Origin of the sequence: Brevibacterium sp. NPDC049920, assembly GCF_040656435.1 — a bacterium.
Lineage (GTDB): Bacteria > Actinomycetota > Actinomycetes > Actinomycetales > Brevibacteriaceae > Brevibacterium > Brevibacterium pityocampae.
In genome coordinates, this window is record NZ_JBFAMF010000011.1 from 16,245 (window position 1) to 41,342 (window position 25,098).

Consider the following 25,098-nt stretch of genomic DNA (forward strand, 5'->3'; position numbering starts at 1 on the left):
AGGAAACCTACACATCAGATAGGATCGTTGTAAATCATGTAGGGTTGGGATTCCCAGCCGCGATGAGGCGGCGAACTGGTATTCATGGAGGACCCGGATTCCACCGGGTGATCTGCGACGGAGGCGACATGACAGGCCGCATCGACGTGCTCGAGGAGATTCGGACGCTCATCGTGAGCAACGCGATCGCACCCGGGGAGCGGGTGAACATCGACCAGCTCTCGCGCCGCCTCGGCGTGTCGCAGACGCCGGTGCGCGAGGCGCTCCAGCACCTCGAGGGCGACCGGCTCGTCGTCCGCGACAAGAACCGCGGATACACGACGACCGCGCTGCTCGACGAGCGGGGGCTGGCCAACATGTTCGAGGTGCGGCTGCTCATCGAGCCCTGGACCGCCTCGACCGTGGCGGTCGACCGGGTGGGGAACCCGGGCCGGCGGATGGCCGACGAGCTCGAGTCCTACCTCGCCGCGCAGGAGTCGGCGCAGAACCCGCGCGCCGAGCTCATCGCCCACGACGTCCGGTTCCACGAGATCATGCTCGCCGCGGTCGACAACCCCTTCCTCCTCGACGCCTACCGCAGCCTCCACGCCCACCTCCACGTGTTCCGGCTCTACCCGCAGGACTTCGACGGCACCGCGACCGTCGGCGAGCACGTCGCGATCGCCACCGCGATCGCCGAATGCCGCCCGCGCGACGCCGCGCAGGCGATGCGCGAGCACCTCGGCAGCGCGCTCGAGCGGTTCCGCTCCGGCATGTCCGGCGGGTCCGGCACCGGCGGCGGGGCGGGGCTCGGATTCACGACCTCGGTCCTCGGCACCGCCGTCCCGGCGGCCGGCGGCTGAGGTCCTTCGCCGGAACCTGAGACCCTCGGTCGGGCTCCGCACGCCGACCGCCCCACGGCAGACCACCACGACCACCCACCTCACCACCACCCACAGTCAGGAGTACCCATGAAGCTCATGCGAGTCGGCCCGCTCGGGTCGGAGACACCGCTGCTCGGCATCGCCCGCCCCGACGGCGGTGACGACTGGTTCGAAGCCTCGTCCGTCACCGCGACCTACGACCGGCGCTTCTTCGCCGAGGACGGCCTCGCCCGGGTCGCCGCCGCGCACGCCGAGGGCGCGCTGCCCGCGGCCGAGGTCACCCCGGGCATGCGGATCGGCGCGCCCGTCGTCGATCCCCAGGCGCTGCTGTGCATCGGGATGAACTACGCCGCGCACGCCGCGGAGTCCGGCGCCGAGCCGCCCGCCCAGCCGGTGCTGTTCTTCAAGACCCCGAACACCATCGCCGGCCCGGACGACACCGCCCGGATCCCGCGCCGGTCGACGACGACGGACTGGGAGGTCGAGCTCGGGATCGTCATCGGGCAGCGGTGCTCCTACCTCGGCGACCGGAAGGAGGCGGCCGCCGCGATCGCCGGCTACGTGCTCGCCGACGACCTGTCCGAGCGGAACTTCCAGATGCACGAGTCCGGCGGACAGTGGTCGAAGGGCAAGTGCGCCCCCGGCTTCTCCCCGCTCGGCCCGTGGTTCGTCAGCGCGGACGCGCTCGACCCGTCCGACCTCACGATCCGCAGCTGGGTCAACGGCGAGATCCGGCAGGACTCGAACACGCGGGACATGATCTTCGGCGTCGACGAGATCGTCCACCACCTCTCGCAGTACCTCGTGCTCGAGCCCGGCGACGTCATCCTCACCGGCACCCCGGAGGGCGTGGCCCTGTCGGGACGCTTCGACTATCTCCGTGCCGGGGACGTCGTCGAGGTCGAGATCGCCGGGCTCGGCCGCCAGCGCCACGAGTTCGTCGACGCCTGAGCGCCGCCCGCCGAACCCGGGTGCACGGCGACCGCCGCCCACCGGACCGAAGAACCAGGAGAACACCATGCACGCATCCATGACAGGGCTCTCGGCGATCGTCACCGGCGGCGCCTCGGGCATCGGTGCCGCCGCCGCCCACGCGCTCGCCGAGCGCGGAGCCGCGGTCGCCGTCCTCGACCTCCGGCCCGAGGCGGCGGACCCCGCCTTCACCGGCATCGCCTGCGACGTCGGCGACGATGCCTCCGTGCGCCGTGCCGTCGCCGAGGCCGCCGAGCGGCTCGGCGGGATCGACGTCGTCGTCAACAACGCCGGGATCGGCGCGCAGGGGACCATCGAGGACAACTCGGACGAGGAGTGGCGCCGCGTCCTCGACATCAACGTCCTCGGCATCGTGCGGGTGACGCGGGCCGCGCTGGGGCACCTGCGGGCCTCGGACCGCGCCGCGGTCGTCAACACCTGCTCGATCGCGGCCACCGCCGGGCTCCCGCAGCGGGCGCTCTACAGCGCGAGCAAGGGTGCGGTGGCCTCGCTCACGCTTGCGATGGCCGCCGACCACCTGCGCGAGGGGATCCGCGTCAACTGCGTCAACCCCGGCACCGCGGACACCCCCTGGGTGGGCCGGCTCCTCGACTCCGCGCCGGACCCGGCGGCGGAACGGTCCGCGCTCGCCGCCCGGCAGCCGCACGGGCGGCTCGTCACCCCGGCCGAGGTCGGGGAGGCCATCGCCTACCTCGCCTCCCCGCTCGCCGGTTCGACCACGGGCGTCGCGCTCGCCGTCGACGGCGGGATGCAGGGACTGCGGCTGCGCCCGGAGTGAGCGCGGCGCCCGGAGCGGGATCGGACCCGCCCGGGCGCCACGGTGCCGCTGACCGAACCGGTGTGCCGGTCCGGTCAGAGGCGCTGGCCGAAGGGAAGCGCGCCCACCCGCGCGCGGAAGGCCTCGGTCGAGCGCGCCGAGCGCTGCATCCGCAGCGTGTACTCGTGGCGGGTGCGGCCGATGATCGCGGCGAGGAACTCCTCGGGGTGCGTGCCCGGGGGAGGAGCCGGCGCGATGAACGGGTTGACCTCCTCGGCGAGCTCGATCGCCCGGTCGAGCCGGGAGGCGGGCGTGCGCTGCTCGGCGGTGACGAGGAACTGCACCATCCGGTAGTGGAGCCCCGCCGGGATCGGTGAGACGTCCGCGCGCGAGATCCACGGCACCAGGTGCTGCGGGACGGCGATCCGTGCGAAGCGCGGCATCCCGGCCCGCTCGTTCACCGCCAGCGTGCCCGCCAGATAGTCCCCGATCCGCTTGCTCTGCGGGGACAGCAGGCCGACGAGCGCGGCCAGGCCGCCGCCGGTGGCGAACACCTCGAACTGCCACAGCAGGGCGCGGATGAAGGCGTGCCGGAAGGTGATCGCCCCGCCGTCCTCGCGCACGATCCGCAGCCCGCAGATGAGCCTGCCGAGCGAGCGGCCGCGGGTGAGCGCCTCGACCGTGCACGGGATGAGGACGAGGGTGAGCACGGTGAGGAGCAGGGTGAGCGTCCGGCCGAGGAGCGAATCGACGATCGTGCTCCAGTCGATCACCCAGGCGGCGCTGAACATGATCGCGGAGTAGGCGATACCGTAGACGACGAAGTCGATCGCGCACGACACGGCGCGCGCCCCGAGCGAGGCCGCGCGCACGTCGAGGGCGACCGCCTCACCGGTGACGAGTGTGCTCACGGGAACTATCGTGGCACAGACGGTGCCGACTATGCTGTCCACCATGGATCCGGCTCTGCTCGCCGAGCTCCACGGACCGGCCTGGGCCCGGCTGTCGACGCTCGCCTCCCGCAACACGCTCGACGCGCGCGAGGCCGAGGAGTTCCTCGCCCTCTACCGCTCCGCCTCGAAGGACCTGTCGCGGATCCAGACCGTGGCACCGGACTCCGAGGTGTCGATCCGGCTGTCGAGCATCGTCCACCGCTCGCGCATGCAGCTCACCGGGGTGCCGCTGGGCCTGCGCGGCTCGCTCGTCCAGTTCTGGGTCGTGTCCCTGCCCGCCGCGCTCTACTCCCTGCGCTGGATGTTCCTCGGCGTGTTCGCCTTCTTCGTCGGGATCAGCGTCCTCACCACCGTGTGGGCCTACAACGACCCGGCGGTGCTCGAGGGCTTCGGCGATGCGGAGATGCGCCGGCGGCTCGCGGAGGAGGATTTCGTCGACTACTACTTCGAGCACCCGAGTGGCTTCTTCACCGTCGGGGTGTGGGCGAACAACGCGTGGATCGCGGTGCAGTGGGTGGCGCTCGGGATCCTCGGCTTCCCGATCGTGTTCGGCCTCATCCTCAACGCCTTCAACGTCGGGCTGTCCGGGGCGATCATGTTCGAGTTCGGCCACGGGGCGGAGTTCTTCCGCTACATCCTGCCCCACGGGATCCCGGAGATCACGTGCATCCTCATCGCCGCGGCGGCCGGCCTGCAGATCTTCCTCGCCTGGGTCGTGCCCGGTCCGCGGACCCGACGCGCCGCTCTCGCCCGAGCCGCCCGCTCCCTCATCACCGTCGCGCTCGGACTCGTCGTGCTCCTCTTCCTGTCCGGCATCATCGAGGGCTTCGTCACCCCCTCGAGCCTGCCCGACGTCATCCGGATCGGGATCGGCGCGCTCTACACCGTGGGCATCGTCGTCTATGCGATCGTGCTCGGCCGGCCGGCGCTGCGCGCCGGCGACACCGGTGACCTGTCGGACGACCGCGCCGGCTACGAGGTCGTCGCCGTCGACTGAGCCCGGCCGCGGCGTCGCACGCATTCCACGGCGGTCGAGAGTGCAGAGAACGGCGGATCCGCTCCCAGGAACCTTCGGAGATCGAGTGCTCAGAGGCGGCCGGTGGCCTTGAGGGAGATGTAGAGGTCGGCGAGCGCCGGGGCGAGGTCCTCCGGGGGCTCATGGACCGAATGGATGCCCGATTCCCGCAGCGAGCCGATGACCGAGCGCACCTCGAGGAGCTCCCGCTCGGCCGCCGCCGCCCGATAGGCCAGGGCCGGGGTGTGCACGCGGGCGGCCATCGACTCGAGCTCGGGGTCCGCGACCGAGGCGATCGCCACGGAGTGCCGGGCGCGCAGCACGGGCAGGGCCGGCAGGATGTCCTCGGCGACCGTCGTCGGGTCGAGCGCGGTGACGAGGACGACGAGCGAGTGCTGGGATGCCGCCCGCATGACGGCCGAGGTGATCGCATCCCAGTCCGCGTCGAGGAGCTCGGGGTCGACGTCGGTGAGCTCGTTCGACAGCCGGCCCATCGGATCGCGCCCGGTGATCGGTCCGATCCGGGCGCGGACCCGGGCATCGGCGACGAGGAGGTCGACCCGGTCGCCACCGCCGGCGGCGAGCGCGGCGAGCAGCTGGCCGGCCTCGAGCGCGGCATCGAACACCGTGCCGGTGCCGCAGCGGCGCGCCGCGAGGCGCGAGGAGTCGAGGACGATGACGACCCGCCGGTCGCGCTCGGGCCGCCAGGTGCGGACCATGAGCTCGCGAGCGCGCGCGGTGGCCCGCCAGTCGATCGAGCGCACGTCGTCGCCGCGGACGTACTCGCGCAGCGAGTCGAACTCGGTGCCGAGACCGCGGATCATCACTGCGGTGCGCCCGTCGAGCTCGCGCAGCCGGGCGAGCTTCGAGGGCAGGTGGCGGCGCGACAGGAACGGCGGCATGACACGGATGCTCGCAGGCACGTCGATGCTCGTCTGCCGCCCGAGGACGCCGAGCCAGGACCGCGAGCGCAGGGTGAGGCGGTCGGCCGGGAGCACCCCGCGGCGGGTCGGGGTGAGCGTGAGCACGCGCTCGAAGGACTCACCGGCGCGCAGCCGGGTGCGGAACCGGACGTCCGCGGCGCCGGCGCTCGGGGTCCACGCGTCGCGGACATGGAGGCGCTGCATGCGCCGGCCCTCGTTGCGCAGCGTGAGGGTGGCGTGCGTGTCCTCGCCGAGGCGCACCCGGCGGCCGGGCGTGCGCTGGGCGGAGACCCGGCGCGGGCGCGGGGTGAGGAGCCAGTCGAGGAGTGCGATGAACGCGGCCGCGGCGAGCGCGAGCCCGGCGGTGTCCCAGCCGGGCACGAGCAGCACCGGGATCGCCGCGAGCGCGACGAGGAGGACGAAGCGCCAGGTGGGGACCATCAGCGCGGGGCTCGGGTGGTGTCGATGATCGAGGTGAGCACCTGGTCGATGCCGATCCCGTCCATCTGCGCCTCGGGCCGGAGCAGGACGCGGTGGCGGAAGGTCATCGGGACGAGTAGCTTGACGTCGTCGGGGGTGACGTAGCCGCGCCCGGACAGCCAGGCGCGCGCCTGCGCGGCGGCGAGGAGCCGGGTGGCGCCGCGCGGGGACACCCCGAGCGCGAGCGAGGGCGCGATCCGGGTCGCCTGCACGATGTCGACGAGGTACTCGAGCACCTCGGGGGCGACGTGGATCCCGCCGGCCCGCTCGGCGGCCTCGAGCAGGGTCGGGATGTCGGCGACCGGGCCCACCCCGGCTTCGGCGAGGTCGTGGGAGTCGAATCCGTGCGCGTGCCGGCGCAGGATCTCGAGCTCGGTGTCGCGACCGGGCAGCTCGAGGACGAGCTTGAACAGGAAGCGGTCGAGCTGCGCCTCGGGCAGCGGATAGGTGCCCTCGTACTCGATGGGGTTCTGGGTCGCGGCGACGAGGAACGGGCTCGGCAGGGTGCGGGTGGTGCCGTCGACGGACACCTGCCGCTCCTCCATCGCCTCGAGCAGGGCGGACTGGGTCTTGGGCGGGGTGCGGTTGATCTCGTCGGCGATGAGGAGATGGGTGAACACCGGCCCCTCCCGGAACTCGAAGTCCCCGGAGCGCGTGTCGTAGATCATCGAACCGGTGACGTCGCCGGGCATGAGGTCGGGGGTGAACTGCACGCGGGTGGAGGCCATGTCGAGCGCCTGCGCGATCGTGCGCACGAGCAGCGTCTTGGCCACCCCGGGCACTCCCTCGAGGAGCACGTGCCCCCGGCACAGGAGCGCGAGCAGGATCCCGTCGACGGCCGGCTCCTGGCCGACCACGGCCTTGCCGACCTCGCTGCGGACCGCCTCGAGCCGGGCGCGCAGCGCGTGGTCGCGGTCGTCGAGCCGGTGCTGCTCGGCGAGCCGGGCTTCGAGGGTCGGTGGGGCGTACGCGGCGTGGCCCTGCTCCACCGGGGGAGGCGCCCCCGGCCCCGGGGCGGGGTGGTGCCCCGGACCGGACCCGGTGTACTGGCCCGGCGCGGGTGCCGCAGGCTGCCCCGCCCCCGGGTGCGCGCCGGAGGGATGGGCGCCGGGGTGCGGGCGGAACCGGTCGTCGGGCTGGTTCGGCGGCTGCGGGGGGATGTGGCTCATAGGGGTGAGATCTCGCTCTCCAGGGTTGCGATGGCGGTGGCGATGGCGGTGAGCTCGGCGTCGCTGCTCGGGGCGGGTCCGGCGAGGAGCCGGTTCACCTCGGCGGGGTCGCGAGCGGTGCGGGCGGCGACGGCGGCGCAGATCTCCGGGGTGCGGGAGTGCGGCGGCAGCGACAGGCCGGAGGCCAGGCGCAGCAGCGCGGCGGTGCGCAGGGTGTGCAGCGCGGAGTCGCGCGCTCCGGCGCGCTGGAGGATGCCGGCGCGGCCGAGGACGGTCTCCACCGGCGGCACGACGACCGGCAGGCGCTCGACGGCGAGCGGTCCGAAGCGGCGGCCGCGCCACAGCATCGCCGCGATCCCGAGCGGGATCAGCCACAGCAGGGCGACCCAGAACCAGGCGGGCACGAGGTCGAACGACGGGCCGAGCAGCTCGTCGTCCGGGCCGGCGCCGAGAGTCTCGTCGTTCGGATCGGCGTAGTAGTAGACGAGGGAGTCCCGCTCGCCGAGCGCGCCGAGGGCGAGGGCGGCGTTGCCCGAGTCGGCGAGGTGCGCGTTATTCAGCCAGGCCCGGGAGCCGAGCACGGTCACGGTGGTGCCGTCGAGCTCCTCCCGGGTCACCGCGCCGTAGCCGGCCTGGTCCCATGGTTGGTGGTAGCACACCGTGACCTCGGAGTCCTGGGCGCCGAGCGCGGCGTACCGCTCGGGCGAGTCCCTCACGGTGCCGGCGCGCTGCGCGGTCTCCCACGTGCAGTCGGGGGCGAGCGGAGCGCTGCCGCCGGGCCCGGCGGCGGTCTGGTACGCCTGCTGGACGCCGGGGGACCAGTCGGTGACCTCCGTCCCGGGCTCGACGACGACGAGCGGGGATCCGGAATCCACCGCTGCGGAGCGGAGCCGGTGCCGGTGCTCGGTGGCGAGGGCGGAGTCGGGGTCGAACACGAGCAGCGTGGCGTCGGAGTCCGCGGCGCGCTGCGCGGCCTCGTCGTAGGACTCGGTGGTGCTCACCTCGATGCCCCGGGCGCGGAGCACCTCGATCACGGCCCGCCCGCCCGCGGGCGCGGACGACTCCCAGTGGAGCGGCCGGGTCTCCTCCGTGCCGGTCTGCGACAGGAACCCGACGATCGCGGCGAGGAGGACGACGAGGGCGGCGATCACCCACACGGTCGAGGAGCGGGCCCCGCTGCGCACCCGCTGCCAGGTCCCGGGTCCGCCGGCGCGAGCAGTGCCGCGCACCGCGACGTCGAGGCCGGCGCTCATGCGCGCACCCCGGCGGTCAGTCGGCGGTCGAGCTCACGGACCCGCTCGTAGTCGGCCTCCGCAGCGGCCTCCGTGCCGAAGGTGATGTCGTCGAAGGTGCGGCCGACCCGGTGGAGCGCGCCCGCCTCGGCGGGACGGGCCGCGGCGGCGGCCGTCGTGAGCTCCGAGGCGGTGCTCGCCGTCGTCACCTCGATGACCTCGGCCCGCCCCAGGCCCACGAGGAGGGCGCGGGTGGCGTCCTGCACCGCCGGGGTCCAGTCCCCGGCGGCGGCCGCGGCCCGTGCGCGTGCCCGCAGCTCCTCGGGGTCGACATCGGGCACGAGCACGGCGAGCGGCCGGTAGGGGTCGCTCAGGCTGCCGCCGGAGCCGCGCCGCACCCGCCACACGACGAGCACTGCGAGGGCGGCGACGACGAGCACGACGAGCACGATGAGCCAGACGGAGCGGATGTCGGCGACCGGTGCCGTGAGCTCGGAGAAGAAGTCGGAGATCGCGGCTCCCAGCCGCTGCAGGAGGGTGAGGTCGGCCTCCTGGTACTCCTGCTTCGACAGCTCCTCCTCGGCCCAGCGCTGTGCGGAGTCGCGGTCCGGGTTGAGCGGCGCGGCCCAGGCGCTCACGCCTCGGCCTCCGCCTGGCGCAGGAGCACGAGGTCGTAGCCCTCGGCGCGCATGAGCCGGTCGAAGAAGACGACGGACACGAGCCCGGCGAGGTAGGCGAAGAGGACCGCGGTGGCCGCGATCGTCAGCGCGCCGACGACGACGGCGACGACGGCGAGCGCGGAGAGGAGCATCACGGTGCCGCCGGTGCCGCTCGAGATCCCGATGATGACGGCGAGGATCGTCAGGACGTAGGCGATGACGACGAGCGGGGTGATGATGATCGAGACGAGCTGGTTCGAGAGGTACCAGCCGAGCAGGAGCTGGCCGAGGGTGCGCCAGAACCCGCTCCCGGTGAGTCGCCACGAGCGGACGAACGCCTGCCGGATCGTGCGGCGCTCGTGCGCGACCGTGCAGCCGACGAACGCCGTGCGCAGCGCGAAGTAGAGGGTGAAGGCGCACCAGCCGAGCAGCCCCAGGCCGGTGAGCACGAGCGAGGCGGTGCTCTGCCCGAGCCCGGCGACGACGAGCGCCGGGAGGAGGAGCACGGCGAGCGCGAGGAGATGGGCGAGGCCGAGCAGCCCGGTGACGAGCACGAGGCGCAGGCGCACCCCGCGCAGCGCCAGCCAGCCCGCGCGCAGGGTCATGCGGCGGGAGTCGAAGGCGGCCCGCGCCGCGACGGCGCCGACCCCGGTGAGCAGGTGGACGAGGGAGAGCGAGGAGATCGAGAGCGCGAAGGCCCCGAACTGGGCGACGATCGAGAAGCCGGCGGCGGCATCGGGGTCGGAGAACACCTCGGAGAGGAACCCGGTGCCCGCCCACGCGAGGCCGGAGATCACGACGCCGATGAGCAGCGTCCACAGGGTGAAGACGATCGCGGAGAGCCCGACGGTGAGCGCCGGGGCGAAGCGGATGAGCCGGAAGCCGCCGTCGAGCCCCTCGAAGAAGCGCAGCGGACGCCGGGACAGCACTCCGGGCCGCGGCGGCGGCCGCCACTCGACCCGCGGCGCTCCCGGGGCGGCGGCCACGAGGGTCCCGCTGCGCCAGTCCATGCGCGCGGCCCAGGCGGCACTCGGCGGTTCGGCCACGGTGCTCACCTCCTCGGACGCGTCCGGCCGGTGCCCGTCGGCGTCGACGGTCCGGTTCCCCGCGCCATTATTCCCAAGCCGGGATGCGGATACCAACACCGGCCCGGCTCGGCCCCGGCCGCGGGGCGGGCTGCGAGGCCGTCGGCGCCGGGGTGCGGGAGGCCCGGTCCGCGACGCGCCCGGGCACGCGGATTCCGCAATCCGGGACGAGTGGGGAAGAATGGGCGCCATGAACGCTCGGATTCTGGTAGTGGACGACGACACCGCACTCGCGGAGATGATCGGCATCGTGCTCAAGAGCGAGGGGTTCGAACCGCACTTCTGCGCCACCGGCGACGGGGCGCTGGACGCCTTCCACGACGTCCATCCGGATCTCGTCCTCCTCGACCTCATGCTCCCCGGCAAGGACGGCCTCGAGGTGTGCCGGGAGATCCGTGAGGAGTCCGGCGTCCCGATCATCATGCTCACCGCGAAGTCGGACACCGTCGACGTCGTGCTCGGCCTCGAGTCCGGGGCCGACGACTACGTCCCCAAGCCGTTCAAGCCCAAGGAGCTCATCGCCCGGGTGCGCGCCCGGCTGCGGATGGCCGAGCCGTCCGCCCCGGAGATCCTCACCGTCGGCGACGTCAGCATCGACGTCGCCGGGCACACCGTGACGAAGGCCGGCGAGCCGGTGTCGCTCACCCCGCTCGAGTTCGACCTGCTCGTCGCGCTCGCCCGCAAGCCCTGGCAGGTGTTCTCCCGCGAGACCCTCCTCGAGGAGGTCTGGGGCTACCGGCACGCCGCCGACACCCGGCTCGTCAACGTCCATGTCCAGCGACTCCGCTCGAAGATCGAGAAGGACCCGGAGAAGCCCGACATCGTCGTGACCGTGCGCGGCGTCGGCTACAAGGCCGGCCAGGCGACGTGAGCCGCACCCCGGCGCTCGCCGGGTTCCTCGAGACCGCCGCGCGGATCCTCGGCGGCGCGGGACGCTGGGTCGCCCGGGCATTCACGCACTCGCTCCAGTTCCGGATCGTCGTCCTCACCATCGCGCTGACGATCATCGCGGTGCTCGGCGTCGGGGCGTACATGTCCCAGCAGATCTCGCGCGGCCTGTTCGAGTCGAAGCTGTCCTCGGTGTCGGTGCAGACCGCCGGGTACGCCGCCGAGCTCCAGTCGCTGTCCACAGGGGAGGACGACGAGGCGCTGTCGGAGACGCTCAACACCCAGCTGCGCTCGATGCTGTCGCGCTCGCCCACGCCCCTGCGCTCGGTGGCGCTCGAGCCGAAGGAGCGCTCCACCTCGGTCCCGCCGCTCGTCGCGCTCGTCGGCGGCGAGGAGTCGATCCCCGTCGCCGAGCTGCCCGACGCCTACCTCTCCGCGGTCGACCGCGCCGAGCTCGGCGAGCAGCTCTACCAGTCCGTCACGCTGCCCGGCGAGGAGTCCTCGCCCGGGCTCGTCGTCGCCCAGCAGGTGACGATCCCCGCCGCCGGCCAGTTCGAGCTGTTCGTCGTCGCCGATCTCCAGGAGGAGCAGAACACGCTCGACTTCGTGCTCCGCGCGCTCATCGTCGCCGCGATCGTGCTGTCCGTGCTCATCGGCGCGATCGCGTGGATCGTCACCCGGCTCGTCGTCGTGCCGGTGCGCACCGCCGCCGAGGTCGCCGGGCAGCTCGCCCACGGCGACCTCGACCAGCGGATGCCGGTGCACGGGAAGGACGAGATCGCCACGCTCGCCGAGAGCTTCAACTCGATGGCCGACACCCTGCAGGACCAGATCACCCGGATGGAGCTGCTCACCGTGCTCCAGCGGCAGTTCGTGTCCGACGTGTCCCACGAGCTGCGCACCCCGCTCACCACGATCCACATCGCCTCGGACATGATCTACGAGTCGCGGGAGGACTTCGACGATTCGACCGCGCGCTCCGCGGAGCTCCTCAACTCCCAGGTCGAGCGCTTCGAGCTGCTGCTCGGCGACCTGCTCGAGATCTCCCGCTACGACGCGGGCGCGGCGAACCTCGTGACGAAGCCCACCGACATCGGCGAGATCGTCACCGGCGTCCTCGACACCCTCTCCGTCGTCGCCACCCAGGCCGGCACCGAGCTCCTCCTCCACGCCCCGTCCTCCCCGGTCATGGCCGAGGTCGACCGGGTGCGGATCACCCGCGTCGTGCGCAACCTCGTCGTCAACGCGATCGAGCACGGGGAGGGCCGGCGGGTCGACATCTACCTCGCCGCCAACGCCGAGGCGGTCGCGGTGAGCGTGCGCGACCACGGCATCGGGATGAGCGAGGAGCACGTCGAGCACGTGTTCGACCGCTTCTGGCGCGCCGACCCGTCCCGCCGCCGCACCCTCGGCGGCTCGGGGCTGGGCCTGGCGATCTCGCTCGAGGACACCCACCTCCACGGCGGCTGGCTGCAGGCCTGGGGCCGGGAGGGCGAGGGCGCGTGCTTCCGGCTCACGCTGCCGCGGCGCCAGCGGCAGGAGATCTCCTCCTCGCCGCTGCCGCTGCCGCCGGCCGATGCCGCGCACACCGGTGCCGCCCTGGTCGCCGGTCCGAGCTCCTCGGACGGCTCGGTGCGGATCCAGACCGGGTCCATCCCCATCGTCGTCGACCCCGCGGAGGCTGAGTATGAGACGGACTGACCTGCTCGCCCTGCTCGCCTGCCTCGCCCTCGTGCTCAGCGGCTGCGTGTCGATCCCGCGCGACGGCGGGATCGGGCGCATCCCCGTCGACGACAGCGAGTCCGGGGTGCAGTCGCGCATCGACCCCGATGGTCCCGTGCCCGGGGCCGGGCCGGACGAGATCGTGCGCGGCTTCCTCGCCGCCGGTGCCGGCTACTCGAACAACTTCGAGGTCGCACGCGCCTTCCTCACCGAGTCCTTCTCCACCGAGTGGAACCCGCGCTCCGTCGTGCGGGTGATGCCCACCGGGACCGGTCTCGACGAGCTCACGAGCGAGATCACCGCGGATTCGCAGAGCGTGTCCTTCGACGTCCCGATCCAGGCGAGCCTCGACGAGCGCCGCCTCTACCGCGAGCCCGGCGACGACACGGTGATCGAGATGGAGTTCGCGCTGCGGCAGGTCAACGGGGAGTGGCGGATCTCGCAGGCCCCGCCCGGCCTCGTCGTGTCCGCGTCGAACTTCAACACCCTGTTCCAGGCCTACCCGGTGTACTTCTACACCCCGGACTACGAGCACCTCGTGCCCGACACCCGCTGGTTCATCCGTTCCCCGGCGACCGCGACGGAGGCCGTCGGCGAACTCCTGCGCGGACCCGCCGATCACCTCGACGGCGCCGTCGTGTCCGCGGTGCCGGAGGGCACCCAGCTCGACCCGCAGATGGTGACGGTGAGCGAGGGCGTCGCCGAGGTCGGCCTGTCCGACACCGCAGAGGGTCTCGAGGAGCTCGCCCAGGCGCGGATCATCAACCAGATCGGGGAGACCGTGCGTGCGATCGGCTCGATCACCGAGGCCGAGGTCGGCGTCCGCTCCGGGCTCCTCGACCCGGCGACGAGCGAGGCGGCCGGCCCCGGCGTGGCCGTCGACGGCCCGCCCGTCGCCGTGTCCGACGGCGCGCTCGCCCGGGTGGTGGGCACCGGGGTCGAACCGGTCGAGGGCAGCCCGGAGATGTCGGACGCCGACTCGGACCCGGCGGTGTCCCTCGACGGCTCGATGTACGCCTACCTCGGAGGGGATCGCAGCGAGCTCCATCGGGTCGTCGCCGATTCCATGGACGATGCGGTGATCCTCACCGGCGACGACCTCGCCGGTCCGAGCTTCGACCGGTTCGGCTGGGCGTGGACGGCCGAGGCGGACTCCGGGCGCGTCCACGCCGTCGACCGGTCCGGGGAGCTCTCGGTGTTCGAGGTCCCGTTCCTCCTCGAGCGGCGGATCGAGGCGCTCCACGTGTCGCGCAACGGCACCCAGCTCGCGGTGCTGTCCAGCGATGGGGAGTCCCGCACCCGGATCGAGGTCATCGGCGTCACCCGCGACGGCCAGAACCGCCCCACCGGCACGGTCGAGGCCGCCCCGCTGCTCGTCGGCGCCGGACTCCACTCGATCTCCGACTTCTCGTGGGCCGGCCCCCACACGCTCGTCATGCTCGCCGCGCCGGCCCCGGGGTCGCCGGAGACCCCCTACAGCACCCCGGTCGCCGGCCCGCAGAACTCGCTCGGCTCGATCGACGGGGGGATCCGGGTCACTGCGGGCGACGACTCGCGTTCCCTGCGCGTGAGCACCGCCGCCGGCGAGATGTACACCTACAGCGCCGGGAACTGGCAGAAGCTCGTCGACGTCCGCGCCTTCGACCCCGCCTACCCGGGCTGAGCCGGGCCGCGCACGGCCGGGGCCGTCGACAGGTCACAGCGGCCGCCTGCGCCTGGTGCGCACCCCGGGCGGCGGGGATCATGGCGGTGTGCACCGGATCCTCGGCGAGCTCCTCGACCTCCTCGTGCCGCGCGCCTGCGCCGGCTGCGGGGCGGAGACGGTGACCCTGTGCGGGCGCTGCCTGGCCGAGCTCGCGGTGCCGGTGCGGGCGACGATGCCGCGCTACGGCACCCGCGCGGTGCACGGGGCCGGCGAGTACACCGGTGTGCTGCGCGACTGCCTCGTGGCCTACAAGGAGAAGGACCGCCGCGACCTCACCGCCCTCCTCGGCCTGCTCCTCGCCCGGGCGGTGCTCGCGGTGCTCGAGCACTCCCCGCCGGCTCCGTTCCCGGCGGGCGCGCCCGCCGCGCTGCTCGTCCCGGTGCCGGCGACCGCCGCGGCGGTGCGCCGGCGCGGTGCGGACCACGTCGCCGCGCTCGGCGCGCACGCCGCCGCCGTGCTCCGGGCGGAGGGCCTCGACGTGCGCTGCGCGCCGCTGCTCGAGGTGCGGGCGCACCGCGACCAGGTGGGGTTCGGCTCCACCGCCCGGCGGCGCAACGTGCGCGGCACCCACCGGGCCTCCGCACGGGCGGCGGCGCAGCTCGCGGCAACCCGCACGGCCGCCGCGGCCGGGGCGCGGATCATCGTCCTCGACGACATCTGCACGACCGGCGCGACGGTCGCGGAGAGCACGCGTGCGCTCGCCGCATCCCGCATCCCGGTCGACGGCGTCGCGGTGGTCGGAATCGCCCCCGGCGGACCTCGCACTGCCCCTGGCGATGGTATTTAATGGAAGGAGCCGTCGAACCGTGACGGCAACGGAGCGATCCGTTCCCCGAGGTGCAAAGGACCGCACAATGGACATCGTCGTCAAGGGTCGTCATCTGACCATCTCCGACAGCTTCCGGGCCCATGTCGAGGACAAGGTCGCCAAGGTCGAGCAGCTCGCCCCGCGCGCGCTCGCCGTCGAGGTCCAGATCACGAGCGAGCCGAACGCACGCCAGCCGGAGACCTCCGAGACCGTCGAGATCACCGTCATCGCGAAGGGCCCCGTGCTCCGGGCCGAGGCGAGCGCCTCCGACAAGTACGCCGCGCTCGACCTCGCCTGGGCGAAGGTGCTCGAACGCTTGCGCCGCGCCCGCGACCGGCAGAAGATCTCCCACCGCGGCAAGCACCGGCCGGAGTCCACCGCCGAGGCGATGGCCCGGATAGAGTACGTGCCGCCGCAGGAGGACGCCCCGGAGGCCGAGGAGCCCCAGGCGGGCGACCGGACGAACGGCCGCATCAAGTCCGAGGGCGACTCCCCGGTGGTGCTGCGCGAGAAGAACTTCCCCGCGACCCCGATCGGCATCGAGGAGGCCCTCAACCGGATGGAGATGGTGGGCCACGACTTCTACCTCTACATCGACGAGGAGAACGCGAAGCCCTCGGTGGTCTACCGCCGCAAGGGCTGGAGCTACGGGGTGATCACCCTCGACCCGGAGATCACCGAGTGATCCCGTGCGCTCGCTGAGCAGGGAGGCGGCCAGACGCTGTGCGCTGGCCGCCTCCGGCTTCTCCGCGCCGCGCCCGCCGCGACCCGACCGCCGGCACCTGCGGCGGGTGTTCGACACGCTGGGCCTCGTGCAGATCGATTCGGTGGCGCGCGTCGCCCGCAGCCACTACCTGCCCTTCTACTCCCGCCTCGGGCCCTATCGCACCGCCGACCTCGACTCCCTCCTCCACGCCCCCGACCCGATGGGCGTCGAGTACTGGATGCACGAGGCGGCCTACGCCCCGCCGTCCACCGTGGCGCTCGCCGCCGGCCGCCGGGCGGACTGGTACCGCCGCGACTACGGCCAGCGCGACCCCGTGACCGGCTCCGCCTTCCGCGCCCTGCTCCTCGATCTCGAGGCGGCGCTCGCCCATGGCCCGGGCACGGCGCGCGAGCTCGCCGGCCGGGTGAGCCACGACATCCCCGAGCGCGAGCGCGACCACTGGGGGTGGAACCCGAGCCGCGTGAAGTCCGGGCTCGAGGCGCTGCTGCGCGCCGGCCGGGTCTCCGTCGCCGCCCGCAGCCGCTCCTTCGAGCGGATCTACGCGCTGCCCGGCGACGTCCACCCGGACCTGCCGGTGCCGGAGCTGCGCTTCGGCCCGCCCGCCGACCCGACCCTGGGCCTGCGCCCGGACGCCGGCCGGCTGCCCCGCGGGATCGGCGGGGAGCGCGACGACGCCGTCGCGCTCGTGCGGATCGCCGCCGCAGCCCGCGGGATCGGCACTCCGGCCTGCCTCGCCGACCACTTCCGGCAGCCCGTCGCCGAGGTGCGCGCTGCCGCGGCGGAGCTCGTGGCCGCAGGAGAGCTCGTCGAGGTCGACGTCGAGGGCGTCCGGGCGCTGCGCTGGCATGCCGCGCGGGTGCCGCGCCGGATCGAGGCGCGCGCCCTGCTCGCCCCCTTCGACCCGCTCGTCTTCACCCGCGAGCGGCTGCGCTGGCTCTTCGACTTCGACTACCGGATCGAGATCTACACCCCGGCGCACGCACGCGTCCACGGCTACTACGTCATGCCCTTCCTGCTCGGGGACCGGCTGGTCGGGCGCGTGGACCTCGCCGCGGACCGGAAGGCGGATGCGCTCATCGCCCACCGGGTGCACTGGGAGGACGCCCAGCACCCGGAGGCGCTCGTCGCGGAGCTCGAGGACATGCGCCGCTGGCTGGGACTCGGCACCCTCGTCGTGCGATGACGGGCGCCTGCTGATCGGCGCTAAGCTAGGTCACTGACGTGACGGAAACACCCGAGCCGGTCGATCGGACCGGACGCAAGGAGAATCGTGGCCAACTTCCTGGAAAAGCTGTTGAGGACCGGAGAGGGTCGCACGCTCAAGAAGCTGCGCGGCTACACGACGGCGATCAACAATCTCTCCGACGAATTCGACGAGATGAGCGATGCGGAGATCCGGGAGGAGACCGACCGATTCAAGGAGCGCTGGGCCGACGGCGAATCCCTCGATTCGCTGCTGCCGGAGGCGTTCGCCGCGGTGCGCGAGGCCTCGACCCGCACCCTGGGGATGAGGCACTTCGACGTCCAGCTCATGGGTGGGGCGGCGCTCCACCTCGGAAACATCGCGGAGATGAAGACCGGTGAGGGCAAGACCCTCGTCGCCACCGCACCGGCCTATCTCAACGCGCTCACCGGCAAGGGCGTCCACGTCGTCACCGTGAACGACTACCTCGCGAGCTACCAGTCCGAGCTCATGGGACGCGTGTTCCGGTTCCTCGGGATGGAGACCGGCTGCATCCTCGCCCAGCAGAGCTCCGACATCCGCCGCCAGCAGTACGCCGCGGACATCACCTACGGCACGAACAACGAGTTCGGCTTCGACTACCTGCGCGACAACATGGCCTGGTCCGCGGAGGAGATGGTGCAGCGCGGACACCACTTCTCCATCGTCGACGAGGTCGACTCGATCCTCATCGACGAGGCCCGCACGCCGCTCATCATCTCCGGCCCCGCCGAGGGCGACGTCAACCGCTGGTACTCCGAGTTCGCGACCGTCGTCAAGCGGCTCAAGGCCGAGTCCGACTACGAGGTCGACGAGAAGAAGCGGACGATCGGCATCCTCGAGTCCGGGATCGACAAGGTCGAGAACTACCTCGGCATCGAGAACCTCTACCACGCCGACAACACCCCGCTCATCAGCTTCCTCAACAACGCGATCCGGGCCAAGGAGCTGTTCAAGAAGGACAAGGACTACGTCGTCCTCAAGGGCGAGGTGCTCATCGTCGACGAGCACACCGGCCGCATCCTCAAGGGCCGTCGCTACAACGAGGGCCTGCACCAGGCGATCGAGGCGAAGGAGGCCGTCAAGGTCAAGCCCGAGAACCAGACCCTGGCGACGATCACCCTGCAGAACTACTTCCGCCTCTACGACAAGCTCTCCGGGATGACCGGTACCGCGGAGACCGAGGCCGCGGAGTTCATGTCGACCTATCAGCTCGGCGTCGTCCCGATCCCCACGAACAAGCCGATGCAGCGCATCGACCAGTCCGACTTCGTCTACAAGAACGAGAAGGCGAAGTTCGACGCGGTTGTCGAGGACATCGTCGAGCGCCATGAGGAGGGCCAGCCGATCCTCGTCGGCACGACGAGCGTGGAGAAGAGCGAGTACCTCTCCAAGCAGCTCTCCCGGAAGGGCGTCGCCCACGAGGTGCTCAACGCGAAGAACCACGCGCGCGAGGCCGCGATCGTCGCGCTCGCCGGACGGCGCGGCGCCGTCACGGTGGCGACGAACATGGCCGGGCGCGGCACCGACGTCATGCTCGGCGGCAACGCCGAGCACATCGCGGTCGCCGAGATGGCGGAGAAGGGCCTCGACCCGGTCGAGAACTCCGACGAGTACGAGGCGCTCTGGCCCGAGGTGCTCGAGGCCGCCGAGGCCCGGGTCGAGGAGGAGGCCGAGGAGATCCGCGAGCTCGGCGGGCTCTACGTGCTCGGCACCGAGCGCCACGAGTCGCGCCGCATCGACAATCAGCTGCGCGGCCGCTCCGGCCGCCAGGGCGATCCCGGCGAGTCGCGCTTCTACCTCTCGCTCACCGACGACCTCATGCGGCTGTTCGGCTCCGGCGCGGCGGAGCGGATCATGGCGACGGCGAACGTGCCCGACGACGTCCCGCTCGAATCGAAGATGGTGTCCCGGGCGATCCTGTCCGCGCAGACGCAGATCGAGCAGCGCAACGCCGAGCAGCGCAAGAACGTCCTCAAGTACGACGACGTGCTCAACCGCCAGCGCACCGTGATCTACGACGAGCGCCGCCGTGTGCTCGAGGGCGCGGACCTCGCCGAGCAGGTGCAGCTGTTCCGCGACGACGTGCTCGCCGCGTACGTCGACGGGGCCACCCGCGGCCCGGCGGAGACCTGGGACCTCGACGAGCTGTTCACCGCCCTCGGCGAGCTGTACTCGCCGTCGATCACCGCCGCGGAGCTCATCGAGGACGTCGGCGGGCAGGCCCACCTCACCCGCGAGTCGCTGCTGCGCGAGATCCGGGCCGACGCCGATCTCGCCTACGACGGCCGCGAGCAGGAGCTCGGCGAGGAGGCGATGCGCGAGCTCGAGCGGCGCGTCGTGCTCTCCGTCATCGACAAGCGCTGGCGCGAGCACCTCTACGAGATGGACTACCTCAAGAACGGCATCGGTCTGCGCGCGATGGCCCAGCGCGACCCGCTCGTCGAGTACCAGCGTGAGGGCTACGAGATGTTCAGCACGATGCAGGAGGGCATCAAGGAGGACGTCGTCCGGTTGACGAACACTCTCGAGGTCAAGGTCAAGGTCAACCCCGGGAAGGATCTCGAGGACCCGAGCGACGACTTCGTCGAGGTCGAGGCAGACGAGCTCGAGCCGCGCAAACCCAAGCTCCAGCTGTCCGCGCCCTCGGACTCCGGGGGAGTGCAGGTGCGCGCCGACGGTGCGGCCGGCGAGTCCGCCGCGGAACCCGGAGCGGGCAACCGCGCCCAGCGCCGCTCGAAGAAGCGCTGAGCCCGGCGCGTTCGGCGGGCACCGCTCGCCGGCCGGGGGACCGCGGTCTCACACGCTGACGAACTCGGTGACGAGCCAGCGGCCGTGCATGTGCTCGAGCCGCATCGCGACTGCCCGGTGCCGCCGGGCGGCGCGGACGACGACGCATGCTTCGACCGCGCTGTCGCCGATCATGCACAGCCGCGGCCTGCCCGGGGTGAAGACGTGCCCGCGCGGGGCGACCGCCCGGGCGAGGTCCTGGCGCAGTGCCGCATGGGTGCGGATGCGCTCCTGGAGCTCCGGTGCGATCCAGCGGGCGATCGAGCTGCTCGCTCGCGCTCCGGTGAGCACTTCGACGACTGCGACGGCGAGCGACTGCACCGTGGTGCGGAGGAACTCCGCCTGCTCGGCCGGTGTCGCCGGGCGCCTGCGCTGCGGGGCGCGGTGGATCGGGCTCCGCACGGCCTGGGAGCGGCCGGCGGGACGGGTGATGGTCAGCGGGGTGCTCATGGGATCTCCAGACGTGAGCCGGGCAGGATGAGATTCGGGTCCGAGCCGATGACCGCCCGGTTCTCCCGGTGGATCGCCGCGACCGCGGAGGCGACGGCCGCCGGCTCCCGGGTCCCCTCGATCTCCGCCGCGATCGACCACAGGCTGTCCCCGGCGCTCACGGTGACCGTGCGCGGCCGCGGACCCTCCGGCTCCGCGCCCGGCTCGTCCGGCGGTCCGGGGCTGCGTGTCCGATCCTCGTCGGGGCCGGGAGCCGCCGGGGGCTCGGACTCCGGATCATCCGGAGCACCGGTGCCCGGATCGACAGGCCAGCCGGGTGAGTGCTCCGGAGCGGGATCCGGCTCCTCGGTCACCGGCCACCCCGGCGAGGGCGCGGCAGCCGGCACTGATGCCGGCACTGCGGACTCCTGACCGGCTCTCGGCGCGGGGCCTGTCGCCGCAGCGACCGCGAGTGCGCCGGTGGTCAGCGACCCCGTCACCACGAGACCGGTGAGCGACCCGGCGAGGGCGAGGCGCAGTGCTCGCGGGCTGCATCGCAGCGCCGCCGCGGCGAGCGCCCGCCCGCTCCCGTGATGGAGCGCAGCCGCGGCCCGTGCGCCCACGGTGAGGAGCACGGCGAGGGTGGCCCGCAGGCCGAGCAGCGCGACCGCGCCGGCGACGAGGAGCACCAGCCCGGCACCGGCATCCCCGGTGGAGAACCGGTCCCACAGCCGGGTCGCGCTCGCGGCGAGCCAGCAGCAGAGCAGACCGTGGGCCGCAGCGGCGGCGAACGGGAGAACACGGATCATGACGACTCCTCACATCGGTCATCACACTGTGCCAAAAGTCACCATATGATGTCAATGGATGAAGTTTGATGATGATCGACGGAGTTCGCGGACGCAGTGGTCAGGATGCATTCCTTGCGGATCGGGTCCGTGCAGAACCGGCCCTTGCAGGAGAGGGAGGGTCCGCGGAGGATGGGTGCCATGGAGGACGAGCGCTTCGACCGGCTGTTCGCGGACATCGACGCCGCGCATGCCGGTGAGCAGATGCACGAGCGGGCCGGTGAGTTCGGCGATCTCGTCGCCGGGGAGATCGCCGAGGCGACGCTCGAATCCCGGGCGGCCGCCGCGATCGGCACGCCGGTGGAGCTGTGGGCCGGCGAGGAGCGGATCACCGGGGAGATGCACGAGGTGGGATCCGGCTGGTGCCTCGTGGCCGGCGCGGACGAGGTCGTGATCAACCTCGCCGCACTGCAGAGCCTGCGCCTGGGTGATCGGGTCCGCGCCGCGGCAGGTGCGGTGTCGGTGCTGTCGATCGGTTCACCGCTGCGCCGCTGGTCGGCCGAGCGCCGCGAGTGCCGGGTGGCGGTGGGACGCCGGACGGTCGACGGGCGTCTCGACGCGGTGGCCCGCGATCATCTCCAGCTGCGCCGGGCCGGCGGGGGCTGGGAGCTCATCCCGCTGTCGGCGGTGTCGACGGTGCGGGCGCTGCGCTGAGCGGGTCTCAGACCTCGGGCTGGCCGGATTCGACCGCGGCGCGCGTCTGCTGGTACATGCGCTGGATGTAGTCCTCGAGCTCGGTCTTCTCGACCCGCCACTGGCCGCGGCCGCCGACCTTGATCGCGCGCAGCTCGCCGGAGCGCACGAGCGCCCGGGCCTGGGCGGCGGACACGTTGAGGATCTCCGCGACATCGGTCAGCGGCAGGAAGCGGGCTTCGACGACCATGGGGCTGCCTCTCGGGGGACGGGTGCGCGTGGATGCGAGCGGGGCGCGGAACGGGAATTCTGCCGCAGCTCTTGATCCGCAGGCGTTTGTCTACGAATAATAGCACTTGAGTGCGTTTGCGCACCCATCCCCGCCCACCGTTCAGCGAACCCGGAGCATCCCCTCATGCCTCACCCCTCCGCCCGCCCCGCGGACCGGCTGCGCGCCCCGCGCCTCCGGGACCCGCGCCTCGTCATCGGCGCCCTCCTCGTCCTCCTCTCCGTGCTCGGCACGTGGTTCGTCGTCACCCGGGTGGCCGACACGACCACGGTGTGGGCAGCCGCCAGGCCGCTCGTGCCTGGTGGCGTGCTCGTCCCCGACGACCTCGTCGCCACCGAGATCCGGATGAGCGGCGACCCCGGCGTCTACCTCAGCGCCGACGCGGCGATCCCCGAGGGTGCCACGGTGCTCGCCGCGGTCGCCCCGGGCGAGCTCGTCCCGGCCTCGCAGCTCGGCTCCCCGGACCAGCTCGCCGGACGGGTGGTCGCCCTGGCCGTGCCCGGCGCACTGCCGGCGGCCGTGCGGCCCGGCGGTGCGGTCGACGTCTGGGCCACCGACCCGGAGGCCGACCCTGTCGATCCGCGCGAGGTCCTCACCGCCGTCGACGTCATCGCCGTCGACCGCGAGACGGGGGACTTCGCCACCGGCGACCAGGTGATCGAGATCTTCGTCCCCAACAGTCGGCTCGGCGACGTCATGCGGGCGCTCGCCGAGGACCACCGGATCTCCGTGGTCGCGGTCCCGGAGGCGGCCCGGTGATCGAGGTCGTCGTCGCCGTCGACGTCGAGTTCGAGGCGCGCGTCGTGTCCGCGCTCGGCACGATCCCCGACATCGAGGTCATCCGGCGTCCCGCCGACGAGGTCGAGCTGCTCGCCGCCGGTGCGGCCGGGGTGGGCGACGTCGTCGTCCTCGGGCAGCACTTCCTCGGCGCCGACGCCGAGGTGGTGCGCCGGCTCCACGCGCACGCCGTCCGGGTGCTCGGGCTCGCCGACGACCCCGCCGTGCTCACCGACTGGGGCGTGCCGACCACCGTGTCGCCCTGGGCGACACCGGAGGAGCTCGCGGCCGCGGTCCGCGCCGCCGCGGCCGCCGTGCCCACCCCGCCGCGCCCGGCCGAGCCGCCCCGCACCGCAGGCGGTGGCGCCCCGGGGCCGGTCATCGCCGTCTGGGGCACCGGGGGAGCGCCGGGTCGCAGCACCGTGGCCGCCGCCCTCGCCCACACGCTCGCGCGGACCGCCGGCCCGACCGTCCTCGTCGACGCCGACACCGTCGCCGCCTCCCAGGCCGCGCTCCTCGGCCTGCTCGACGACGCACCGCAGATCGCCGCCCTGTGCCGGGCCGCGGCGAGCGGCGGGACCGCCGCCGCGCTCGCCCGCCACGTCTCCGTCATCGACGAGCACTTCGCCGTCGTCACCGGGCTGAGCCGGGCGGAGCGCTGGCCGGAGGTCCGACCCGGGGTGCTCGCCGAGGTCCTCACCGCCCTCGCCCGCGCATACACCTGCACCGTCGTCGACGTCTCCGACCGGGTCGACCCCGACGACCCGTACGCGGACCCGCACTACGACCGCCATGGTGCCACGCGGGCGGTGCTCGACCGGGCCGATCACGTCGTGGTCGTCGCTGCCGGGGACCCGATCGGGCTGCAGCGGCTCGTGCGGCTGCTCGAGACCGAGCGTGGGATCGCGGTGCGCGACGACTGCACCGTCGTCGTCAACCGGGTCCGGGCCGGGAGCGTGGGCCCGGGGCCGGAGGCGCGCATCCGCGCGACGCTCGAACGGTTCGCCGGACTCACCGGGGTCCACCTCGTGCCCGACGACCGGGCCGCCGCCGACGCTGCGCTGCTCGCCGGCCGCACGCTCACCGAGTCGGCCCCGCACAGTGCGGCGTCCCGCGCGGTCACCGCGCTCGCCGGCCTGCTCCCGGTGCCGGACACGCCGGACGCCCCGCCGCGGCGCAGCCGCAGGCGGGGGAGGAGGAGAATGGGGGCATGAGTCCTGCGAACACCGTGCGCGCCTACGTGCCCCTGACCGACCGATCGCTGAGGGCCGCCTGGCCGCACCTGACCGAGGCGCTCGGCTTCGCCCCGGACGTCCGCCCGGGGAGCCTGCGCGGCGAGGAGCTCGAGGAGGCGGAGTGGATCGCCCTGTCGACCGCCGCCGAGGTCGTCCTCGACACCGCGGTCGAGCAGCGCTGCGGCCGCGTGGTCCTGGCCTGCGACCTCCCGGCGGACCTGCGCTCCCGACCGGTCTCCGCCGGCGTCGTCGCCCTCGGGCCGGCGGCGCTCGACCCCGCCTGCGTCGTCAGCGCCCACATCGACGATCCGGCCCTCGTGGCGGCGCTGCCTGACGACCCGGCAGCCGCCGCGGACGCCCTCCGGGACGGCGGGCTGCTGTGGTACGACGTGTCAGAGATCGACGAGCTGGTCGAGGCGCTCGGACAGGAGTGACTCGACGTACGGCTCGAGGGCGGACTCCACCATCGAGCCGAACAGCGGCACCGAGGACACGATCCGGGTGATCGCATGGATGTCCGTGCCGCCCGAGACCTCGCGCAGCGCGATCGCGATGTCGATGTCGACCGGCGCGCCGGCGACCTCCGCCGCGATCGCCACATGCGTCTGGGACGACTGCGCGTCGACGGGATCGGCCCGCACCTCCTGGACGAGCTCCGCGCCCTCGCCGAGGAACCGCGCGGCGGCCGCCGGCAGGTCCGCCGCGCGCAGCGGGGTGCGGGTGGTGAGATGCGCGCCCTCGGCCGCACCGCGGTGCACGGTCACGCTCGTGCCGGCACCCGCCCACGTGCTCGGCTCGATCGCCCGATTCAGGATCTGGGCAGGGGTCCCGACGGCCCGGCGGCGCAGCTCGATGGTCTTCATGGCTTCCAGTCTGTCACGTCGCGGCCGCGTCCG

Annotated in this window: 25 protein-coding genes; 15 read left to right on the forward strand and 10 right to left on the reverse strand. The window is 73.0% G+C overall.

All coding sequences use genetic code 11. The features are described from left to right. Nucleotides 1–128 precede the first annotated feature (128 nt). The 3 genes from AB0I45_RS11415 (at nucleotide 129) to AB0I45_RS11425 (ending at nucleotide 2,634) form a co-directional block, all read left to right on the forward strand. Nucleotides 129–842, forward strand: coding sequence for a GntR family transcriptional regulator (locus AB0I45_RS11415; RefSeq protein ID WP_295689557.1), 714 nt, complete (start codon nucleotides 129–131; stop codon nucleotides 840–842). 108 nt (nucleotides 843–950) lie between these two features. After that, nucleotides 951–1,814 carry a fumarylacetoacetate hydrolase family protein gene (locus AB0I45_RS11420; protein WP_247618898.1) on the forward strand — a complete coding sequence of 288 codons (864 nt, stop codon included), beginning with the start codon at nucleotides 951–953 and terminating at the stop codon, nucleotides 1,812–1,814. Between the two features lie 67 nt (nucleotides 1,815–1,881). Next, a complete protein-coding gene (locus AB0I45_RS11425) occupies nucleotides 1,882–2,634 on the forward strand; it encodes an SDR family oxidoreductase (protein WP_247618897.1) in 753 nt (250 codons plus the stop codon). A gap of 74 nt (nucleotides 2,635–2,708) precedes the next feature. Here the strand turns inward: AB0I45_RS11425 and AB0I45_RS11430 are convergent, their stop codons facing one another. Beyond that, on the reverse strand, nucleotides 2,709–3,524 hold the full coding sequence (locus tag AB0I45_RS11430; RefSeq protein ID WP_247618896.1) for an RDD family protein: 816 nt from the start codon (nucleotides 3,522–3,524) through the stop codon (nucleotides 2,709–2,711). Between the two features lie 43 nt (nucleotides 3,525–3,567). On the opposite strand from AB0I45_RS11430, the gene AB0I45_RS11435 reads away from it, so the two are divergent. Further along, nucleotides 3,568–4,563, forward strand: coding sequence for a stage II sporulation protein M (locus AB0I45_RS11435; RefSeq protein ID WP_295689551.1), 996 nt, complete (start codon nucleotides 3,568–3,570; stop codon nucleotides 4,561–4,563). An 89-nt stretch (nucleotides 4,564–4,652) separates the two neighbouring features. Here the strand turns inward: AB0I45_RS11435 and AB0I45_RS11440 are convergent, their stop codons facing one another. Genes AB0I45_RS11440 through AB0I45_RS11460 form a run of 5 tightly spaced genes read right to left on the reverse strand, consistent with a single transcriptional unit; the run spans nucleotide 4,653 to nucleotide 10,090 of the window. After that, a complete protein-coding gene (locus AB0I45_RS11440; RefSeq protein ID WP_295689549.1) occupies nucleotides 4,653–5,945 on the reverse strand; it encodes a DUF58 domain-containing protein in 1,293 nt (430 codons plus the stop codon). Further along, a complete protein-coding gene (locus AB0I45_RS11445; RefSeq protein WP_295689546.1) occupies nucleotides 5,945–7,153 on the reverse strand; it encodes a MoxR family ATPase in 1,209 nt (402 codons plus the stop codon). The genes AB0I45_RS11440 and AB0I45_RS11445 overlap by 1 nt, the downstream gene beginning before the upstream one ends. Then, a complete protein-coding gene (locus AB0I45_RS11450) occupies nucleotides 7,150–8,406 on the reverse strand; it encodes a DUF4350 domain-containing protein (protein WP_345032567.1) in 1,257 nt (418 codons plus the stop codon). The genes AB0I45_RS11445 and AB0I45_RS11450 overlap by 4 nt, the downstream gene beginning before the upstream one ends. Beyond that, nucleotides 8,403–9,023: a DUF4129 domain-containing protein gene (locus tag AB0I45_RS11455; RefSeq protein WP_247618891.1), complete on the reverse strand. Its 621-nt coding sequence runs from the start codon at nucleotides 9,021–9,023 to the stop codon at nucleotides 8,403–8,405. The genes AB0I45_RS11450 and AB0I45_RS11455 overlap by 4 nt, the downstream gene beginning before the upstream one ends. Beyond that, entirely contained in the window at nucleotides 9,020–10,090 is a 1,071-nt protein-coding gene (locus AB0I45_RS11460; RefSeq protein ID WP_295690396.1) for a hypothetical protein, read from the reverse strand. The genes AB0I45_RS11455 and AB0I45_RS11460 overlap by 4 nt, the downstream gene beginning before the upstream one ends. A gap of 229 nt (nucleotides 10,091–10,319) precedes the next feature. On the opposite strand from AB0I45_RS11460, the gene mtrA reads away from it, so the two are divergent. The 7 genes from mtrA (at nucleotide 10,320) to secA (ending at nucleotide 19,952) form a co-directional block, all read left to right on the forward strand. Continuing rightward, the gene (gene mtrA / locus AB0I45_RS11465) at nucleotides 10,320–11,000 is read left to right on the forward strand and encodes an MtrAB system response regulator MtrA (protein ID WP_247618889.1); all 681 of its coding nucleotides are present in this window, start codon (nucleotides 10,320–10,322) and stop codon (nucleotides 10,998–11,000) included. Then, on the forward strand, nucleotides 10,997–12,718 hold the full coding sequence (gene mtrB, locus AB0I45_RS11470) for an MtrAB system histidine kinase MtrB (protein WP_247618888.1): 1,722 nt from the start codon (nucleotides 10,997–10,999) through the stop codon (nucleotides 12,716–12,718). The genes mtrA and mtrB overlap by 4 nt, the downstream gene beginning before the upstream one ends. Continuing rightward, nucleotides 12,705–14,402: an LpqB family beta-propeller domain-containing protein gene (locus tag AB0I45_RS11475; protein WP_175406917.1), complete on the forward strand. Its 1,698-nt coding sequence runs from the start codon at nucleotides 12,705–12,707 to the stop codon at nucleotides 14,400–14,402. The genes mtrB and AB0I45_RS11475 overlap by 14 nt, the downstream gene beginning before the upstream one ends. A gap of 88 nt (nucleotides 14,403–14,490) precedes the next feature. Then, the gene (locus AB0I45_RS11480) at nucleotides 14,491–15,231 is read left to right on the forward strand and encodes a ComF family protein (protein ID WP_137319223.1); all 741 of its coding nucleotides are present in this window, start codon (nucleotides 14,491–14,493) and stop codon (nucleotides 15,229–15,231) included. Between the two features lie 67 nt (nucleotides 15,232–15,298). After that, nucleotides 15,299–15,937 (forward strand): ribosome-associated translation inhibitor RaiA, encoded by a 639-nt coding sequence (raiA, locus tag AB0I45_RS11485; protein ID WP_137319224.1) that lies wholly within the window; start codon nucleotides 15,299–15,301, stop codon nucleotides 15,935–15,937. A gap of 4 nt (nucleotides 15,938–15,941) precedes the next feature. Next, nucleotides 15,942–17,162, forward strand: a complete 1,221-nt coding sequence (locus tag AB0I45_RS11490) for a crosslink repair DNA glycosylase YcaQ family protein (RefSeq protein WP_345032574.1) — start codon at nucleotides 15,942–15,944, stop codon at nucleotides 17,160–17,162. A gap of 87 nt (nucleotides 17,163–17,249) precedes the next feature. Next, nucleotides 17,250–19,952 (forward strand): preprotein translocase subunit SecA, encoded by a 2,703-nt coding sequence (gene secA, locus AB0I45_RS11495; protein WP_295690941.1) that lies wholly within the window; start codon nucleotides 17,250–17,252, stop codon nucleotides 19,950–19,952. A gap of 48 nt (nucleotides 19,953–20,000) precedes the next feature. Here the strand turns inward: secA and AB0I45_RS11500 are convergent, their stop codons facing one another. Together AB0I45_RS11500 and AB0I45_RS11505 are read right to left on the reverse strand one after the other, a co-directional pair. After that, nucleotides 20,001–20,441, reverse strand: a complete 441-nt coding sequence (locus tag AB0I45_RS11500; RefSeq protein WP_247618885.1) for an Rv3235 family protein — start codon at nucleotides 20,439–20,441, stop codon at nucleotides 20,001–20,003. Next, nucleotides 20,438–21,229 (reverse strand): hypothetical protein, encoded by a 792-nt coding sequence (locus tag AB0I45_RS11505; protein ID WP_247618884.1) that lies wholly within the window; start codon nucleotides 21,227–21,229, stop codon nucleotides 20,438–20,440. The genes AB0I45_RS11500 and AB0I45_RS11505 overlap by 4 nt, the downstream gene beginning before the upstream one ends. A gap of 180 nt (nucleotides 21,230–21,409) precedes the next feature. On the opposite strand from AB0I45_RS11505, the gene AB0I45_RS11510 reads away from it, so the two are divergent. Then, a complete protein-coding gene (locus AB0I45_RS11510) occupies nucleotides 21,410–21,922 on the forward strand; it encodes a hypothetical protein (RefSeq protein ID WP_295690938.1) in 513 nt (170 codons plus the stop codon). A gap of 7 nt (nucleotides 21,923–21,929) precedes the next feature. Here the strand turns inward: AB0I45_RS11510 and AB0I45_RS11515 are convergent, their stop codons facing one another. Further along, nucleotides 21,930–22,151, reverse strand: a complete 222-nt coding sequence (locus tag AB0I45_RS11515; protein ID WP_137319229.1) for a helix-turn-helix domain-containing protein — start codon at nucleotides 22,149–22,151, stop codon at nucleotides 21,930–21,932. 165 nt (nucleotides 22,152–22,316) lie between these two features. Between AB0I45_RS11515 and AB0I45_RS11520 the strand changes: the two genes are divergently transcribed. The 3 genes from AB0I45_RS11520 to AB0I45_RS11530 are packed head-to-tail and all read left to right on the forward strand — an operon-like array spanning nucleotide 22,317 to nucleotide 24,636. Further along, nucleotides 22,317–22,949, forward strand: coding sequence for an SAF domain-containing protein (locus AB0I45_RS11520; protein ID WP_175406918.1), 633 nt, complete (start codon nucleotides 22,317–22,319; stop codon nucleotides 22,947–22,949). Next, nucleotides 22,946–24,181, forward strand: a complete 1,236-nt coding sequence (locus AB0I45_RS11525) for a DNA-binding response regulator (protein ID WP_345032584.1) — start codon at nucleotides 22,946–22,948, stop codon at nucleotides 24,179–24,181. Before AB0I45_RS11520 ends, AB0I45_RS11525 begins: the two co-directional genes overlap by 4 nt. Beyond that, nucleotides 24,178–24,636, forward strand: coding sequence for a hypothetical protein (locus AB0I45_RS11530; protein WP_137319231.1), 459 nt, complete (start codon nucleotides 24,178–24,180; stop codon nucleotides 24,634–24,636). Before AB0I45_RS11525 ends, AB0I45_RS11530 begins: the two co-directional genes overlap by 4 nt. On the opposite strand, the gene AB0I45_RS11535 is transcribed toward AB0I45_RS11530, so the two are convergent. Next, nucleotides 24,595–25,065, reverse strand: a complete 471-nt coding sequence (locus AB0I45_RS11535; protein WP_295689943.1) for a DUF2505 family protein — start codon at nucleotides 25,063–25,065, stop codon at nucleotides 24,595–24,597. The two genes, AB0I45_RS11530 and AB0I45_RS11535, sit on opposite strands and share 42 nt — an antisense overlap. Between the last annotated feature and the right edge of the window lie 33 nt (nucleotides 25,066–25,098).

Bases quoted from the DNA above. Each gene is read 5' to 3' on its own strand.
- AB0I45_RS11415 (WP_295689557.1), top strand. From the start codon at position 129: ATGACAGGCCGCATCGACGTGCTCGAGGAGATTCGGACGCTCATCGTG.
- AB0I45_RS11500 (WP_247618885.1), bottom strand. From the start codon at position 20,441: ATGAGCACCCCGCTGACCATCACCCGTCCCGCCGGCCGCTCCCAGGCC.
- AB0I45_RS11505 (WP_247618884.1), bottom strand. From the start codon at position 21,229: ATGATCCGTGTTCTCCCGTTCGCCGCCGCTGCGGCCCACGGTCTGCTC.
- AB0I45_RS11440 (WP_295689549.1), bottom strand. From the start codon at position 5,945: ATGGTCCCCACCTGGCGCTTCGTCCTCCTCGTCGCGCTCGCGGCGATC.
- AB0I45_RS11510 (WP_295690938.1), top strand. From the start codon at position 21,410: ATGGAGGACGAGCGCTTCGACCGGCTGTTCGCGGACATCGACGCCGCG.
- mtrA (WP_247618889.1), top strand. From the start codon at position 10,320: ATGAACGCTCGGATTCTGGTAGTGGACGACGACACCGCACTCGCGGAG.
- AB0I45_RS11420 (WP_247618898.1), top strand. From the start codon at position 951: ATGAAGCTCATGCGAGTCGGCCCGCTCGGGTCGGAGACACCGCTGCTC.
- AB0I45_RS11535 (WP_295689943.1), bottom strand. From the start codon at position 25,065: ATGAAGACCATCGAGCTGCGCCGCCGGGCCGTCGGGACCCCTGCCCAG.
- AB0I45_RS11475 (WP_175406917.1), top strand. From the start codon at position 12,705: ATGAGACGGACTGACCTGCTCGCCCTGCTCGCCTGCCTCGCCCTCGTG.
- AB0I45_RS11515 (WP_137319229.1), bottom strand. From the start codon at position 22,151: ATGGTCGTCGAAGCCCGCTTCCTGCCGCTGACCGATGTCGCGGAGATC.
- AB0I45_RS11520 (WP_175406918.1), top strand. From the start codon at position 22,317: ATGCCTCACCCCTCCGCCCGCCCCGCGGACCGGCTGCGCGCCCCGCGC.
- raiA (WP_137319224.1), top strand. From the start codon at position 15,299: ATGGACATCGTCGTCAAGGGTCGTCATCTGACCATCTCCGACAGCTTC.
- AB0I45_RS11530 (WP_137319231.1), top strand. From the start codon at position 24,178: ATGAGTCCTGCGAACACCGTGCGCGCCTACGTGCCCCTGACCGACCGA.
- AB0I45_RS11425 (WP_247618897.1), top strand. From the start codon at position 1,882: ATGCACGCATCCATGACAGGGCTCTCGGCGATCGTCACCGGCGGCGCC.
- AB0I45_RS11435 (WP_295689551.1), top strand. From the start codon at position 3,568: ATGGATCCGGCTCTGCTCGCCGAGCTCCACGGACCGGCCTGGGCCCGG.
- AB0I45_RS11450 (WP_345032567.1), bottom strand. From the start codon at position 8,406: ATGAGCGCCGGCCTCGACGTCGCGGTGCGCGGCACTGCTCGCGCCGGC.
- AB0I45_RS11445 (WP_295689546.1), bottom strand. From the start codon at position 7,153: ATGAGCCACATCCCCCCGCAGCCGCCGAACCAGCCCGACGACCGGTTC.